The following is a 13,995-nucleotide window of genomic DNA, read 5'->3' on the forward strand; positions in this document are numbered from 1 at the left end:
CACGGAAGCGTCAGAAGAGCCGGAATTCGGGGCGGGGTGGTGTTCGCGCTCGACGCCGCTGGGCGGACCGCCGATGTGATCGGGCAGACGATGGCGGCCAGCCAGCCGTCGGCGGGTCGGCTCGCGAATCCTCAGGCGTAGGAACGCATCACGCGCAGCGCGCTCGCGCCGTAGCCGCCGCCGAACAGGATGGCGTGCACGAGCAGCGGCGGCAGCTGGTGCCATGCGATGCGCTCACGCCACCCCTCCGCCAGGGGGAAGGCTTCGTCGTAGGCCCGGTAGCACTCCTCGCCGAAGCCGCCGAAGAGCTGCATCATCGCGAGGTCGTACTCGCGGTGCCCCCAGTGCGCCGCGGGGTCGATGAGCCAGCTGCGACCGCCCTTGTCCACCAACCGGTTTCCCGCCCACAGGTCGCCGTGCACGAGCGCCGGCGGCTCGGGCGGACCACACAGCTCGTCAGCCCGTCCGGCCAGCTCGTCGACGAGTTGCAGCGCCACGGGGTCGATCCGCCCCTCCCGCACCGCGCGCTCGGTCAGCGGGCGGACCCGCCTGCCCACGAAGAACTCTCGCCAGCTCCTGGTGGGCGTCAGGTCCACCTGAGCGGATCCGAGGTAGCCCGCCAGGGCATCGTCGATCGCCCCGAACGTGTCATGGGTGGCGCGGTGCAGCCCGGCCAGCCCCCGCCCGAACCGTTCCTCGGCACCCCGTCCGGCCCGTCCGGCTCCGCCCTCGTCGATCCACTCGAGCACCAGGCCGCTCGCGTCGGCCCGCACCACCTGCGGCACGCCGAGGTCGTCGGGGGCGTGCTCGCGCAGCACCGCCAGCCCCGCAGCCTCCCGCTCGAACAGGTCGGGGGTCGGCCGGTCCTTGGTCTTGAGGAAGTAGGTGCCGTCGGCCGTCTCGAGCCGGTAGGCGAGCGCGATGTCGCCGCCGCTCACAGAGGTGGCCCGGCGCACGTCCAGTCCGCGGGTCAGGGTCTCGGGCAGGTGATCGGCCATGAGACCTGCGTACCCCAGGGCTGCGGCGATCAGCCGGTGCCGTCAGCCGGCGCGGTCAGGCGAGGGAGAGGAAGAGCTTCTCCATCGCCGCGAGATCGACGTCGCGCTCGGGGTTGTCCTCGGTCATGCACTGCTGCAACCCGGTCGAGATGAGCGCGAAGCCCGCCCGGTCGAGAGCCTTGCTGCACGCCGACAGCTGCATGACGATGTCGCGACAGTCCCGCTCCTCCTCGATCATGCGGATCACCGCTCCCAGCTGCCCCTGGGCGCGGCGCAGCCGCTTGAGGACGGGGTCCAGGTCCTCCACGTCGAGCTGCACGGCGCCTCCCTGGGGTCGTCGGTCGGTGGCAGGTGTTCGGTGGTCGTGGGCTCAGCGTCCCAGAAGGCGGGCGAGGAAGCCTCGACCCTCCGAGGACTGGGCGGGGTGACCGGGGCACCACTGCCCGGCGGGGACGGAGCGGCGGACCTGGTCGACGTGCTGGCCGCAGCCGGCCCAGGTGGTCTTGCCGCAGGTCTTGCAGGTGACGGGGCGACACATGTCAGCTCTCCTTCAGCTCTCGGGTGACGGACGCGACGGTGGGTTGCTCGGCGCGCCGGTTCCACGGCAGCGTGCCGAGGACGGTGGCCATGGCGCAGGTGTCGGACAGCCCTGACCACAGCAGCCCGGCCCCCACCCCGCCCGCGAGCCACTTGGCCTGGGGGACGACGGTGCTGGCGAGGATGCCGGTCAGCACCAGGGTGCCGGCCGCGGCGCGGACCTGGCGCTCCATGGCCCAGGGACCGCCCTCGCCCTGCTCGACGGCATGGCCGTCCTGCTCCCACTGCGCCATCCCGCAGGACAGGACGTGCCCGCGTCCGCCGATCGTCGGCCCGAGCAGGCGGGCGGCCTCGGAGGCTCGGCGGTCGGTGCGGCATACGAGCAGCACCTCCCCGTCGAGCTGCTCGCCGATCTGGGCGGCCTGCTTCTCGACGAGGTCGAGCGGGACGTTGACCGCGCCCTCGATCCGGCTGCCGGCGAACTCGGCGGGGGTGCGCACGTCGATAACGGTGGGGGCGTCGGGTGAGGCGAGCCACTCGGCGGCCTCGGCGGTGGAGATGGTGGAGGATCGGGTCATCGTGGTGTCTCTCCTGGGTGATGTCGTATGACGAGCGTGAGGCTCAGTCGGTCAGGGGCAGGCCGGCCTTGCCGGCGTTGTCGAAGGAGTCGTCGATGGCGACGACCTGCCGTCCGTCGGCGGCGAGGAAGGACGCGGCGATCGAGGCGCGGTAGCCCCCGGCGCAGTGCACCCACACCTCGCCCTGGGGCACGTCGGCGAGGCGCGAGGGGATCTCGTGCAGCGGGACGTTGACGGCGTCGTCGATGTGGCCGTCGGCGTACTCGGCCGGTCGGCGGACGTCGAGCACCACCACGGGGCGGTGGTGCCGCACCTGAGCCAGGTCGCCGAACTCGGCGCGCTGGAAGCTGCGCGGGGCCTCGTCGCTCCAGTCCTCGGGCCGGCCCGTGGCGTGGGCGGCGGGGCGGTCGATGCCGATGCGGACCAGCTCGCGCTGCGCCTCGGCGACCTGGTCGGGCGTCTCGCCCAGCAGGGTGAGGGGGGCGCCCCACGGGATCATCCAGCCGAGGTGCGTCGAGAACTGGCCGTCCAGGCCGAAGTTGACCGTCCCGGGCGCGTGGCCCGCGGCGAAGGCGGTGCGGGTGCGCAGGTCGACCAGCCACTCTCCGGCCTCGAGCCGGCGCCGCAGCTCGGCCTTGTCGGCGAGGGCGGGGGTGCTGAGGTCGGGGCCGTCCGGGCCGGCGGCGTTGGCCGGGCCCATGTGGGCGTAGTAGGCCGGGAACAGGTCCAGCCCGTCGAGGATCTCGCGGACGTAGGTCTCCTCGTCCTGGGTGAGGGCAGGGTTCGCCTCCTTCTCCTCGCCGATGGTGGAGGAGTCCACGTCGGACTGGGTCGCCGAGCAGAAGCTGCCGAACCCGTGGGTCGGCATCACCTGGGTGTCGTCGGTCAGCTCGGACGCCAGCCGGTGGGCGCTGTGGTGCTGGTGCCGGGCGAGCTCGTCGGCGTGCTCCTGGCCGAGCAGGTCGGGGCGGCCGGTCGACCTGAACAGCAGCGAGCCGCCGGAGAAGACGGCGGGCTCGTCGCCCTCGAGCACGTAGGACAGGTGGGTGAAGGTGTGGCCGGGCGTGAGGATCGCCCGGACCCGCATGTCGCCCACCTGGACGACGTCGCCGTCGCGGATCGGGGTCCGCTCGAAGGACACGTCGTCGTCGGCGTTGACGTGGTAGCGAGCGCCACAGGCGCGGGCCAGGACCAGGCCGCCCGTCACGTAGTCGTTGTGGATGTGGGTCTCGAAGACGTCGGTGATCTGCACCCCGTGGGTGCGAGCGAGGTCCTGGACCCGGTCGATGTCGCGCTGGGGGTCGACGACGAAGGCGACCTGGCCGTCGTGCACGAGATAGCTGCGGTCGCCGAGCGAGCTGGTCTCGATGGGGGTGATGGTGATGGACACGCTGGACTCTCCTTGGCGAGGTGGGGTTTCCGTGGTGCTGCAACCAGGCTAGCACATACCCCCGGGGGTATCTAGACGAGCTGGGGGACGTTCTGGACGGCGACGTACGCGGCGACGCCGAGCAGGAGGGCCACGAACGCCAGGGAGAGCGTGTCCTGGTCGACCTTCTGCCCGACGCGCCCCCCGACGAGGGTGCCGGCCACGGCGATGGCGGCGAACGGCAGGATGATGGCCCAGTCGACCTCGAGCCCACCCGTGGCGCGGGCTCCGAGCGAGCTTGCCGCATTGATGGCGATCACCAGCAAGGACGTGCCGACCGCGGCGCCCATGGGCAGTCCCATGACCAGGGTCAGTGCCGGGATGACGACGAATCCGCCGCCCACGCCGAAGAACCCGGTGAGCAGGCCGACCCCGGTGGCCGCGGCGACGCGCGTCGGCCAGCCCCTGGCGGGCCCGTCCTCGGCGCCGCCCCTGGCCCTCCTGCGGCGGCGCAGCATCAGGATCGCCACGGCCAGCAGCAGGGCGGCGAAGGTGGTCATGAGGATCGGTCCGGGGATGGACGTCGACAGTCGCGAGCCGACGAGCGAGCCCACGATCCCGAGGAGGCCGAAGGTCACGCCCTCCGCCACGTGCACCCGCCCGGCCCGCAGGTGGGGGAGCAGGCCGACGAGGGAGGACAGCCCCACGATGACGAGCGAGCCGGTGATGGCTGCGGACGGCGGTTGGTGCGCCAGGTAGGTCAGGACCGGCACTGCCAGGATGGCGCCTCCGCCACCGAGGGAGCCCAGCAGGATCCCGACGACCAGGGCGAGCAGCGCGAGCGAGGGGGTCATGGCACGAGAATATACCCCAGGGGGTATGCTGTGGACATGAACATCGTGATCATCGGAGGCGTGGCCGGCGGCATGTCCGCCGCCGCGCGACTGCGCCGTCTGGACGAGTCGGCCACCATCACCGTCGTCGAGCGCAGCGGGCACGTGTCCTTCGCCAACTGCGGGCTGCCCTACCACGTCGGGGGAGTCATCGAGCAGCGCTCGGCGCTGCTGCTGCAGACGCCCGAGGCGCTCCGGGCGCGCTTCGACCTGGACGTCCGCGTGCTCACCGAGGCGACGCGCATCGACCGCGAGCGACGGGTGGTCGTGGTGCGCTCGGTCGAGACCGGCGAGGAGGGCGAGCTGCCGTACGACGCCGTGATCCTCGCCCCGGGTGCTCGCCCCGTGCGGCCGCCGATCCCCGGCATCGAGCGGGCCTTGGCGCTGCGCAACGTCGAGGACACCGACGCGATGGTCGCCGCCGTGGAGGGGGCGCGCACCGCCGTCGTCATCGGTGGGGGTTTCATCGGCGTCGAGATGGCCGAGAACCTCCTGCACCGGGGCCTGGCCGTGACGCTCGTCGAGGCCACCCCTCAGGTGATGGCCCCCGTCGACCCCGAGATGGCCACGCCCGTCCACGCGGTCATGCGCGACGCCGGGATCGACCTGCGTCTGTCCACCTCGGTCACCGCGATCGGCGAGCACGACGTGGAGCTGTCCACGGGAGAGCGGGTCCCCGCCGACCTCGTGGTCGCCGCGATCGGGGTCCGTCCGGACGCGGCCCTCGCCGAGTCCGCGGGCCTGGAGGTCGGGTCCCGCGGCGGCATCGTCGTCGACGAGCGCTACCGCACCAGCGACCCCGCGATCTATGCCGTCGGGGACGCCGTGGAGAAGGCCGACGCCCTCGACGGCTCGGCGGTCCTCGTGCCGCTCGCCAACACCGCCAACCTGCAGGGGCGTCGCGTGGCGGACCACATCGCGGGCCGCGAGGTGCGCAACCGACCGGTCCTCGGGACCGCCGTCGTGGGCGTCCTCGGGCTGCAGGTGGCCGTCGTCGGGTGGAGCGAGAAGCGCCTCGTCGCCGCCGGCCGCCCCCACCGGATCATCCACACGCACCCGCTGTCGCACGCGGGCTACTACCCCGGGGCGCAGGGGCTCGCCCTCAAGCTGCTCGTCGACCCCGGCACCGACGCGATCCTCGGGGCCCAGGCCGTCGGCCGTGACGGCGCCGACAAGCGCATCGACGTGATCGCGACGGCCATGCGCGGCGGGCTCACCGCGAGCGAGCTGGCTGAGCTGGAGCTCGCCTACGCGCCGCAGTTCGGCTCGGCCAAGGACCCCGTCAACATGCTGGGCTTCGTCGACGAGAACCTCGCCGAGGGGCTCACCGACACCATCCAGTGGCACGAGGTGGAGGCCGCGCAGCGCGAGGGCGCGACCGTGCTGGACGTGCGCACGCCGGGGGAGTTCGCTGCGGGCGCCATACCGGGGGCTGTCAACGTCCCGGTCGACGAGGTCCGGGAGCGCCTCGACGAGGTGCCCGAGGGAGAGCTCGTCGTCCACTGCGCGGTCGGCATCCGCGCGCACGTGGCGACCCGGATCCTGCAGGCCTCCGGCCGCTCCGTGCGCAACCTCGACGGTGGCTACACGACCTGGTCGGCGGGAGTAGCCTCCCGCTCGTGACGACCTGGCCCGGGCACGCGGTCCTGCAGATGCCCGTCCCCGCGCTCGAGGGGGTCGTGCGGGAGAGATACGAGTGGTATGACGCCAGCCTGGTCGCCCTCGACCCGGGCCACGTCCACGCGCACGTGACCGTGCTCGGCCCGGTCCCCGCCGCGCTCACGCCCGCCCAGGACGCCGCCGTGTCCGCGGTGTGCGCCGACACGCCGGCGATCGACCTGGAGCTGGCCGAGGTCGCGACCTTCCCCAACGGCGTCATCCACGTCCTGCCCGCCGACCCGAGGCCCTTCGACCGGCTGACGGACGCCCTGGTCGAGGCGCTGCCGGGGCACCCGCCCTACGGCGGGGTGTTCCGACCCGTCCCGCACGTGACCATCGACGCGACCGGACCGGGGGTGGACGAGGAGTCCGTGCGGCGCGAGCTGGCGACCGTGCTGCCCGCCCGCTGCCGCGCGGACCGCGTCGAGCTGGTCTGGTACCGCCGCGGCGAGACCCGGGTGCTCCGACGCTGGACGCTGGGCTAGACCCGCGCCTCGCAGCGGTCCTTGAGCGCGGTGCCGCCCTCCTCGAGCATGCTGGTGTAGGTGCCGCCCTGCACGGTGTTGAAGGCTCCGGTGAGACCGGACGCCGAGAGCACGGTGTGCATGCGCGTGGTGCGCTCGTCGACCGAGGTGAGGGTGTAGGTCACCTCGGTCCTGCTGCCCGCCTGGCTCTGCTCGAGGACGAGCCGCTCCGGCACGTCGAAGGCCGCGACCCGCACGGTCATCGGCAGCCCGAGCGCGGGGACACCTTGGCTCAGGGAGTACTCCGCACCCAGCCCGCCGGCGGGCGTCTGCGTCCGGACCTCCTTGACCTCCGCCATCCACTCGGGCCAGCTCTGCACATCGGTCAGCACGTCCCAGACGAGCTGACGAGGTGCCTGGATGTCGACGGTCGACTGCTGCTCGGACATGGGTCCCCCTGGTGTCGCTTCAGGTCATCGGATGCTGACCATCATGGGCCATCTCGTCCAATGACGTTGAGGGGTGCCTCTGGTGATGGGAGAGTGGGCGGACGCCCAGCGAGAGGAGACAGAGATGTCTGCCAAGGACAAGCCGCAGCACGCACCCGTCCCGGACGAGGTCAAGCAGAAGATGCGAGCGGCTCTCGACGCCAAGAAGGCTCACGCCGGACGGGACGTGTCGGCCGACGACAGCGATCGCTCCAAGGTCTCGGGCCAGGGCCACGGCCGTGAGGCCTCGCAGCACATGTTCCGCCGCAAGGCCGGCAGCTGACGCTCAGGCCTCTCCAGCGACCTCCGTCGTGAGCCGCGCGACGTGGAGGGTGAGGTAGACGACCTCGTCCTCGGTGACGGTCCGGCCGAGCCGCAGCTCGAGGACGGTCCGGCAGCGCTGCGCGCACGCGTAGGCCGCCGGGTAGGAGGCGCGGATGGCGTCCCGCAGCGGGCCGGCCTCGTCGGTCAGCTGCCGGTCGCTCCTCACCCGCACCAGGAAGTAGCGCAGGTGCGTGATGAACCGCGCGGCGTTGACGGTGGCCATGTCGAAGCGCCGCCCGAACGAGCTCTCGATCACCTCGAAGAGCTGCTTGATGATGCCCGTCATCGCGTAGGTCTCGGTGAGGTCGCCTCCCATCATCGCGGCGTTGACGAGGTGCATCGCGATGGCGACGGCCTCGTCCTCGGGCAACGGCTCGGTCAGTCGGCTGTTGACGTGGGCGAGCACCTGGCGAGCACGGTCGAGCTCGCGGGGATAGAGGTGCTCGACCTCGGCCCGCAGCGGCATCTCGAGCTCGATGCCCTGGTGCACGCGCTTGATGGCAAAGCTGATGTGGTCGGCGACCGCGACCAGGGTCGTCGCGGTGACGGGGACACCGACCAGGTCCAGGGCCTCCTCGGCCAGGGCGATGTGCTCGGGCGGTATGGCGGCGACCAGCCCGCCCAGCGTGTCGGGGTCTCGGCCGTCGGTCGGCTCGAAGACCCGGACCACCTTGAGCGGGTCGACCTCCTGCCCGGGCCGCGTCTGGAAGCCCAGGCCGCGTCCGGTGAGCACGACCTCGGTGCCGTCCTCACGGCGCGCCAGGACGACGTTGTTGTTGAAGACCCTCAGGATCTGCACGTCGACCCCCTGCCCAGGACCGTGGTCATGACGCACGTCCGAGCGGCGGGTAGATGAGCCATCCGGCACGGGCGAGGTGCTGCCACCGGGCGCGTCGCGCGGCCTGGAGGGACTCGTCGTGGTGCTCGTGCGCCCGGCTGGTGAGCTGCTGGCCCAGATAGGTGGTGATGCGCAGGACGCCGTCCGCGTCGAGGCGGTGCTCCCAGCGTTGCTTGGTCTTGAGCTGGTGGTGGTGCCGGCACAGGGGGACGAGGTTGGCGGGACTGGTCGGACCGGCCGGCCAGGGGGTGCTGTGGTCGAGGTCGCACTGCTCGGACCGTCGGTCGCACCCGGGGACGCGGCAGGTCAGGTCGCGGGCCTGCACGTCGGCGCGCATGGTGTCGGTGGGCTGGTAGGTGTGCGCGGTGCGCTCGAGCAGCGTCCCGGTCACGGGGTCGTGGACGACGCGGTGCCACACGCTGTCGGTGCGCAGGGCGATCTCGCGGGCGAGGTCGGCGCTGAGCCAGCCGTGACCGACGAGCTGCGCCGGGTCGTCCTGCAGCCCGAGCAGCGTCGTGAGGTTGACGCGGACGTCGATGCGGGCGGCGGGGGCAGGCAGGGAGGCGATGAGTGCTGCGGTGGCGACCAGCCAGGGGTCGGGGTGCTCCGGCGGCGTCGGCGGCGGGTCGGCGTGGACGGGGTCGTGCAGCGGCAGGTCGGCGAAGGGCGAGGTCTCGTCCTGACCGCACTCGGTGGCGTCGCCGTCCTCGGTGGCGTCGCTGTCCCCGGCCCTCCCGGACCGCCCGCCACCCACGCCCGGCCCGAAGGGACCCAGCACCTCACCGGTGATCGGGTCGACCAGGCACCCGTCCAGACCGACGAGACGCAGCCGGCCGGGCAGGACGTGCTGAGCACCTCCAGAGGGCTGCGGACCGGCGCTCGGCGCGCCCGCCTGGGACGTGCTAGGCATCCACGTCACTCCGGTCGTTGCCGGCGCGCTCGCGGACGTCGCCGGGCCGAGCGCCTCGCAGCCCGGGACGGTGCCGTGCAGGAGCAGGCCGAAGGCGATGTCGGAGCGCAGCTGGGCCAGCGTGCGAGGCTCCCCGCGGGTCTTGGCCGCTCGGGCCATCGCGTCGAGGCGGTCCCGGGCGGCCGCGGCCTGCTCGGCGGTGCCCGTGGCCAGCAGCTCGCCGGTGCCGTGGCTGGTGGTGCGGGCGTGCACGTCCCGCCGGGTCAGGTGGTCGGCGCGCGTCTCCGCCTCGAGCCCGAGGCGGGCCTCCTCCTTGGCCACCTCGGCGTGGAGGCGCTGGCGGAACAGGCGGTGGCTGACGACGGCGTCGGGTGACAGGTCCTCGGGGTCGAACCCGCGCTTGGGGCGCAGCACCCGCTCGGCCACCTCGGAGGCGACCTCGTCGGGCAGGCGGTCGGTGTCGTCGCGCAGGGTCGTGGCCCGCTCGAGCGTGCAGGTGCCCGCGGCCATCGCCTGGACGAGCGGCTCGCGCACCACGGCCGGCGCAGAGGCGAGACGGGCGCGCCGCTGGACGGCGCCGACGCCGAGACCGGTGGCGGCCACGATCTCGTCGGTGCTCAGGACGCGGGCGTCGGATCGCAGGGTCTGTGGGCACGGGTGGCGTCCGTGCTCGGCCTCGGCCCGGCGCAGGTCGGCGGCGATCGCGTCGATCAGGTCGGCGTGGGCCGCGACGGCCAGGGCCTCGAGGCAGGCCGTCGCGCGGTGGACGGCCACGACGACGGCGAGCGCTCGCCGCGCGTCGTCGAGGGGGCCTTCTCCGTCACGCGCGTCGCCACCGCAGGGTGTGTCGGTGGTGAGCGCCAGGATGGGGGCCAGGACCTCGGGAGGTGCTCCGCGACGACCGTCGGCAGGGACCTCGACACCATCGGGACCACCTCCTCGACCTCGTCCCGCAACACCTCACAGACTACCGCAGAACGCCTTCCAGGGGAAGGGCTGATCGGCACATCTCTGCAGGTCAGAGGCTGTTTCCAGCATGCCGCGAGGGCTGCGCGAGCGGTGCCCGCGCAGCCCCGGCGCCATACGGTCAGACGAGCGAGCCGCCGTTGGACCTGATGACGTCGCCGTACCACCCGAAGGACTTCTTGCGGAAGCGCTCCAGCGTGCCCGACCCGTCGTCGTTGCGATCGACGTAGATGAAGCCGTAGCGCTTGGACAGCTGGGCCGTCGAGGCGCTCACCAGGTCGATGGGACCCCAGGAGGTGTAGCCCAGCAGGTTGACGCCGTCCTTGAGCGCCTCGCCGACTTGGACGAGGTGGTCGTTCATGTAGGCGATCCGGTAGTCGTCCTCGACCGTCTTGACGCCGTCGACCTCGACGAGCTGGTCCTTGGCACCGAGACCGTTCTCGACGATGAACAACGGCTTCTGCCAGCGGTCCCAGTAGTCGTTGAGCACGATGCGCAGACCGACCGGGTCGATCTGCCAGCCCCACTCCGAGGCCTCGAGGGTGGGGTTCGGGACGCCGCCCATGATGTTGCCCTCGCCCGTGGCCTGCTTGGCCGGGTCGGCGGTCTGGCAGACGCTCATGTAGTAGCTGAACGACACGAAGTCCACGGTGTTGGTGAGGTCCTCGCGGTCCGCGAGGGTGCGGGACGCCCGCAACAGTGGTCAGAGGTCTAACGCTTCAGCGATGCCGTCCTCGTCGTTGGAGGCGGTGACCCGGTCGGCGCCGGCCTTGACGTGGTCCAGGGCATTGCCCATGGCCACCCCGGTGCCGGCGACGCGCAGCATCGGCAGGTCGTTCTCGTTGTCCCCGAAGGCGATGGCCTCGGCGGGGTCGAGGTCGCGGGCGGCGCAGTAGTCGAGCAGGCCGGACCCCTTGTCGACCCCGGGCGGCGTGATCTCGAGGTAGAACGGGGCGGAGAGGGCGAGCTCGGCGTGACCGTCCAGCTCGCCGCGGAAGGTGTCGAGGTGCTGGGCCAGCAGGTCGGGCTCCGCGCACACGAGGATCTTGTGCAGGGGCTCGTCGAGCTCCTCGAAGCGCGGCGTGATGGCGAGCTCCATGCCGTTGGCCGGCGCCTCGTCGGCGACGTTGTAGCCGTCCTCGCGGGTGGCGTGCACCACGTGCCCGAGCGGTGTCATGGCGGCGAGGCCGAGCTCCTCCACCAGGTCCAGCACCCGCGCCACGAGGGCGTGCTCGAGCGTCCGGTGGCAGATGATCTCCTCGGTCTCGGCGTCCACGACGGCCGCACCGTTGCACGCGGAGAGCACGAGCCGGTCGAGCCCGAGTCCGAGGCGCTCGGCGAGGTGGCGCAGGCCGTGCTCGGGGCGCCCGGAGGCGAGCATGAGGATCGCGCCCTGGTCGCGGGCTTCCCGCAGGGCGTCCCTGGTGCGGGGGGACAGGGTCTGGTCGGAGCGGAGCAGGGTCCCGTCGATGTCGACGGCGATGAGCGCAAACATGTTGTTCCTCAACGGATTCCGGGTGCGGGGCGGCCGTTCTCGAGATAGATGGCGTGCTCGGCCTCGAGGCCGGCGGCGACGCGGCGGCGCACCGGCTTGCGCAGCAGCTCGAGCGCCTCCTCGACCGGCGCGAAGCGGTGCTCGCTGATCTCCTCCTCCTGCAGGCGGATCCGCCGTGCCGCGCGGGCGGTCACGGTGCCGCAGTGAAAGAGCAGGCGCAGACCGAGCGTGGCGCCATCCTTGCCGGGGCGGGTGTCGACGACGACGAGCCGTCCCTCGTCGACCTCGAGCCCCGTCTCCTCGAGCACCTCGCGGCGGCAGGCGTCCCACGGGGACTCGCCGTCGGCCTCCATGACGCCGCCGGGGATGGTCCACCCGGACTTGTAGGTCGGCTTGAGGATCAGCAGGCGGCCCTGCTCGTCGAGGAGGATGGCGCCCGCGGACACGGGCAGCTCGGGCGGGGTCCAGGCGCTCATGCGCGTCAGCATCTCAGACGCTCGCGGTCTCGCGCGCCGGCAGCTCACGGAGCCGGACGAGGGGGCTCGCGACGACCAGCCAGCACGCCACCACGTGCAGGCCGGCCATCGCGAGGATCGTGGGGCGCACGCCGACGGTGCTGCCGAGCCAGCCGGCCAGCACCCCCGCGAGCGGCATGGTGCCGAAGTTGACCGTCGACATGGCGGTGACCGTGCGGCCCAGGACCTCGGCGGGCACGTAACGCTGGCGCCAGCTCGCGCGGACGACGTTGCCGCCGACGACGCAGGTGCCGACGAGGACGTAGCCGAACGCGGACACCCACACCTGGCTGCGGTCGGTGGGGAGGCCGACGAGGAGCGCGGCGGGGGCGGCGAGCAGGGCCACGGTGTGCAGGCGACCTGTGCCGATGCGGCGGGCCAGCGGGACGGCGATCACCGAGCCGATGACACCGCCGATGGCGCCGGTGGTGAAGTACCAGCCGACCATGTCGGTGGTGAGCCCCAGGTCGCGCACGAGGTAGAGGACGAGGAGGGCGCCATACCCGGTCAGCCCGAGGTTGGACAGGCCACCGATGACGACCAGCCAGGGCAGGTAGCGGTCGCGGAGCACGAACGCGAGACCCTCGCGGATGCGCGCCCCGAGCCCCTCGGCCCCCTCATCCCCCTCACGATCCTGGTCGGGGACGGGGCGTCCGGGCTTGATCCGCCAGAGGCAGACCGCCGACACGAGGAAGCTCGCCGCGTCGATCGCCAGGCCGAATGCCGGGCCGCCGGCCGCCGCCAGGCGTGCGGCCACGCTCGGCCCGACGACCATCGCGGTCGCCTCGGTGCCGAAGAGGCGGGCGTTGGCGGTGTCCAGCGCGGCGTCGTCGACGAGCCTCGGGATGATCGTGGTGTAGGCGGTGCGGAAGAAGACGGTGCTCACGCCTCCGGCCAGGGCGGCGAGGACGAGGTGGGGGAGCGTGAGGTGGTCGAGCCAGGCGGCCACCGGGACCGTGATCAGGGTGAGGGCCGCGGCGATGTCGGCCACGATCATGGTGAGGCGGGCATCGAGCCGGTCGACCCAGGCACCGGCGGGCAGGCCGATGACGAGCCAGGGCAGCCAGGTCGCGGCGGCGAGGGCGCCCATCCAGGCGGGGCCGGCCTGCAGCTCGAGGACGGCGGCGAGCGGGAGCAGGATCGAGGTGGTGGCGTTGCCGACGAGGCTGACGGTCTCGCCGGCCCACAGCAGGTGGAAGTCGCGGCCGAGCGGGGGGCGTGCGGGCATGACGAAGCTCCTTGTGGCAGGGCAGGATCGAGCGAGGGCGCACCGTGGCGATGGCCGCGGCGAACGTGGTCGCGTCGAGGTCGGGCTGATGTGCCTACCTGAGGTAGGTCAGGGCTGGGCGGGGAAGCCGCGGGCGAAGACGAAGCAGGTCTCGCGCTCGACCCCGTCGTCGGGGAGCTCGCGGGACTGCCAGCGGCGCATGACGGAGAGCAGCTCTTCGGAGAGCTGGTCGAGCTCGGCGGGGGACATGGTGAGCCACTGCTGGGTGGCGAACGAGCCCGAGGCGCTGCCGGGGTTGTCGGCGGTGGTCATGATGTCGTCGCGCGCGCGCTGGAACTGGCGCTCGAGCCCCACCATCTCGGCCTCGTGCGCCGCGGCCTGGGCGGTGGGGTCGGTCATCTCGGCGCGCGACCACCGGGTGTGAGCGTGCGCGAGGCGCCAGAAGCGTTGGCGCCGATCGGTGCTCAGGTCGGGCGCCTCCTCGACCAGGCCGGCCTCGTCGAGGACCTTGAGGTGATGGCTCGCGCTGCCGACGGCCTGGCCGGTGCGCCGAGCGAGCATGGAGGCGGTGGACGGGCCGTCCGCCGCGAGGGCGTCGAGGATGCGGGCTCGCGCCGGGTTGGCGAACGCCGCGAGGGCCGGAGCCTCCGTGAGGGAGTGCGCCGGGTTGGCCCTGCGGGGTCGCTGGTCCTCAGTCATGGCACCACCCTAGATCCACAAGGACAGTTGCACA

Annotated in this window: 16 protein-coding genes and 1 pseudogene; 3 read left to right on the top strand and 14 right to left on the bottom strand. The window is 72.6% G+C overall.

Annotated elements, in window-relative coordinates; genetic code table 11:
* Positions 1–131: 131 nt before the first annotated feature.
* The 6 genes from B4E97_RS12360 to B4E97_RS12385 form a co-directional block, all read right to left on the bottom strand.
* Complete coding sequence (locus B4E97_RS12360) at positions 132–998, bottom strand: fructosamine kinase family protein (RefSeq protein WP_286960070.1); 867 nt, start codon at positions 996–998, stop codon at positions 132–134.
* Between the two features lie 55 nt (positions 999–1,053).
* A complete protein-coding gene (locus B4E97_RS12365) occupies positions 1,054–1,317 on the bottom strand; it encodes a metal-sensitive transcriptional regulator (protein WP_019285047.1) in 264 nt (87 codons plus the stop codon).
* Positions 1,318–1,368: 51 nt separating this feature from the next.
* Positions 1,369–1,536 carry a hypothetical protein gene (locus B4E97_RS12370; protein ID WP_286960071.1) on the bottom strand — a complete coding sequence of 56 codons (168 nt, stop codon included), beginning with the start codon at positions 1,534–1,536 and terminating at the stop codon, positions 1,369–1,371.
* 1 nt (position 1,537) lies between these two features.
* Entirely contained in the window at positions 1,538–2,113 is a 576-nt protein-coding gene (locus B4E97_RS12375) for a rhodanese-like domain-containing protein (protein ID WP_286960072.1), read from the bottom strand.
* A 43-nt stretch (positions 2,114–2,156) separates the two neighbouring features.
* On the bottom strand, positions 2,157–3,497 hold the full coding sequence (locus B4E97_RS12380) for an MBL fold metallo-hydrolase (RefSeq protein ID WP_286960179.1): 1,341 nt from the start codon (positions 3,495–3,497) through the stop codon (positions 2,157–2,159).
* Positions 3,498–3,574: 77 nt separating this feature from the next.
* On the bottom strand, positions 3,575–4,336 hold the full coding sequence (locus B4E97_RS12385; protein WP_286960074.1) for a sulfite exporter TauE/SafE family protein: 762 nt from the start codon (positions 4,334–4,336) through the stop codon (positions 3,575–3,577).
* A 36-nt stretch (positions 4,337–4,372) separates the two neighbouring features.
* Here B4E97_RS12385 and B4E97_RS12390 point away from each other — a divergent pair, with 36 nt between their 5' ends.
* Entirely contained in the window at positions 4,373–5,998 is a 1,626-nt protein-coding gene (locus tag B4E97_RS12390; protein ID WP_286960075.1) for an FAD-dependent oxidoreductase, read from the top strand.
* Entirely contained in the window at positions 5,995–6,519 is a 525-nt protein-coding gene (locus B4E97_RS12395; RefSeq protein WP_286960076.1) for a 2'-5' RNA ligase family protein, read from the top strand. The genes B4E97_RS12390 and B4E97_RS12395 overlap by 4 nt, the downstream gene beginning before the upstream one ends.
* Here B4E97_RS12395 and B4E97_RS12400 read toward each other — a convergent pair.
* Positions 6,516–6,947, bottom strand: a complete 432-nt coding sequence (locus B4E97_RS12400) for an SRPBCC family protein (RefSeq protein ID WP_029210853.1) — start codon at positions 6,945–6,947, stop codon at positions 6,516–6,518. The two genes, B4E97_RS12395 and B4E97_RS12400, sit on opposite strands and share 4 nt — an antisense overlap.
* Positions 6,948–7,071: 124 nt before the next feature.
* Here B4E97_RS12400 and B4E97_RS12405 point away from each other — a divergent pair, with 124 nt between their 5' ends.
* Positions 7,072–7,269 (top strand): DUF5302 family protein, encoded by a 198-nt coding sequence (locus tag B4E97_RS12405; RefSeq protein WP_019285042.1) that lies wholly within the window; start codon positions 7,072–7,074, stop codon positions 7,267–7,269.
* Between the two features lie 3 nt (positions 7,270–7,272).
* On the opposite strand, the gene B4E97_RS12410 is transcribed toward B4E97_RS12405, so the two are convergent.
* The 7 genes and pseudogenes from B4E97_RS12410 to B4E97_RS12440 form a co-directional block, all read right to left on the bottom strand.
* On the bottom strand, positions 7,273–8,109 hold the full coding sequence (locus tag B4E97_RS12410) for a PRD domain-containing protein (protein ID WP_286960078.1): 837 nt from the start codon (positions 8,107–8,109) through the stop codon (positions 7,273–7,275).
* A 25-nt stretch (positions 8,110–8,134) separates the two neighbouring features.
* On the bottom strand, positions 8,135–9,832 hold the full coding sequence (locus tag B4E97_RS12415) for an HNH endonuclease signature motif containing protein (RefSeq protein WP_286960079.1): 1,698 nt from the start codon (positions 9,830–9,832) through the stop codon (positions 8,135–8,137).
* A 313-nt stretch (positions 9,833–10,145) separates the two neighbouring features.
* A pseudogene (locus tag B4E97_RS12420) lies at positions 10,146–10,706 on the bottom strand (family 1 glycosylhydrolase); the annotation flags it as partial.
* Between the two features lie 21 nt (positions 10,707–10,727).
* A complete protein-coding gene (locus B4E97_RS12425) occupies positions 10,728–11,519 on the bottom strand; it encodes a Cof-type HAD-IIB family hydrolase (protein WP_286960080.1) in 792 nt (263 codons plus the stop codon).
* Between the two features lie 8 nt (positions 11,520–11,527).
* Positions 11,528–11,995: an NUDIX domain-containing protein gene (locus B4E97_RS12430; protein ID WP_286960081.1), complete on the bottom strand. Its 468-nt coding sequence runs from the start codon at positions 11,993–11,995 to the stop codon at positions 11,528–11,530.
* Between the two features lie 13 nt (positions 11,996–12,008).
* Complete coding sequence (locus B4E97_RS12435) at positions 12,009–13,262, bottom strand: MFS transporter (protein ID WP_286960082.1); 1,254 nt, start codon at positions 13,260–13,262, stop codon at positions 12,009–12,011.
* A gap of 108 nt (positions 13,263–13,370) precedes the next feature.
* Positions 13,371–13,961: an ArsR/SmtB family transcription factor gene (locus B4E97_RS12440; protein WP_286960083.1), complete on the bottom strand. Its 591-nt coding sequence runs from the start codon at positions 13,959–13,961 to the stop codon at positions 13,371–13,373.
* Between the last annotated feature and the right edge of the window lie 34 nt (positions 13,962–13,995).

Origin of the sequence: Arsenicicoccus sp. UBA7492, assembly GCF_002479615.1 — a bacterium.
GTDB lineage: Bacteria > Actinomycetota > Actinomycetes > Actinomycetales > Dermatophilaceae > Arsenicicoccus > Arsenicicoccus bolidensis.

What these genes read in the sequence shown, in the direction of transcription:
- B4E97_RS12425 (WP_286960080.1), bottom strand. Translation starts at nt 11,519, where the DNA reads ATGTTTGCGCTCATCGCCGTCGACATCGACGGGACCCTGCTCCGCTCC.
- B4E97_RS12385 (WP_286960074.1), bottom strand. Translation starts at nt 4,336, where the DNA reads ATGACCCCCTCGCTCGCGCTGCTCGCCCTGGTCGTCGGGATCCTGCTG.
- B4E97_RS12360 (WP_286960070.1), bottom strand. Translation starts at nt 998, where the DNA reads ATGGCCGATCACCTGCCCGAGACCCTGACCCGCGGACTGGACGTGCGC.
- B4E97_RS12430 (WP_286960081.1), bottom strand. Translation starts at nt 11,995, where the DNA reads ATGAGCGCCTGGACCCCGCCCGAGCTGCCCGTGTCCGCGGGCGCCATC.
- B4E97_RS12370 (WP_286960071.1), bottom strand. Translation starts at nt 1,536, where the DNA reads ATGTGTCGCCCCGTCACCTGCAAGACCTGCGGCAAGACCACCTGGGCC.
- B4E97_RS12390 (WP_286960075.1), top strand. Translation starts at nt 4,373, where the DNA reads ATGAACATCGTGATCATCGGAGGCGTGGCCGGCGGCATGTCCGCCGCC.
- B4E97_RS12435 (WP_286960082.1), bottom strand. Translation starts at nt 13,262, where the DNA reads ATGCCCGCACGCCCCCCGCTCGGCCGCGACTTCCACCTGCTGTGGGCC.
- B4E97_RS12400 (WP_029210853.1), bottom strand. Translation starts at nt 6,947, where the DNA reads ATGTCCGAGCAGCAGTCGACCGTCGACATCCAGGCACCTCGTCAGCTC.
- B4E97_RS12375 (WP_286960072.1), bottom strand. Translation starts at nt 2,113, where the DNA reads ATGACCCGATCCTCCACCATCTCCACCGCCGAGGCCGCCGAGTGGCTC.
- B4E97_RS12440 (WP_286960083.1), bottom strand. Translation starts at nt 13,961, where the DNA reads ATGACTGAGGACCAGCGACCCCGCAGGGCCAACCCGGCGCACTCCCTC.
- B4E97_RS12405 (WP_019285042.1), top strand. Translation starts at nt 7,072, where the DNA reads ATGTCTGCCAAGGACAAGCCGCAGCACGCACCCGTCCCGGACGAGGTC.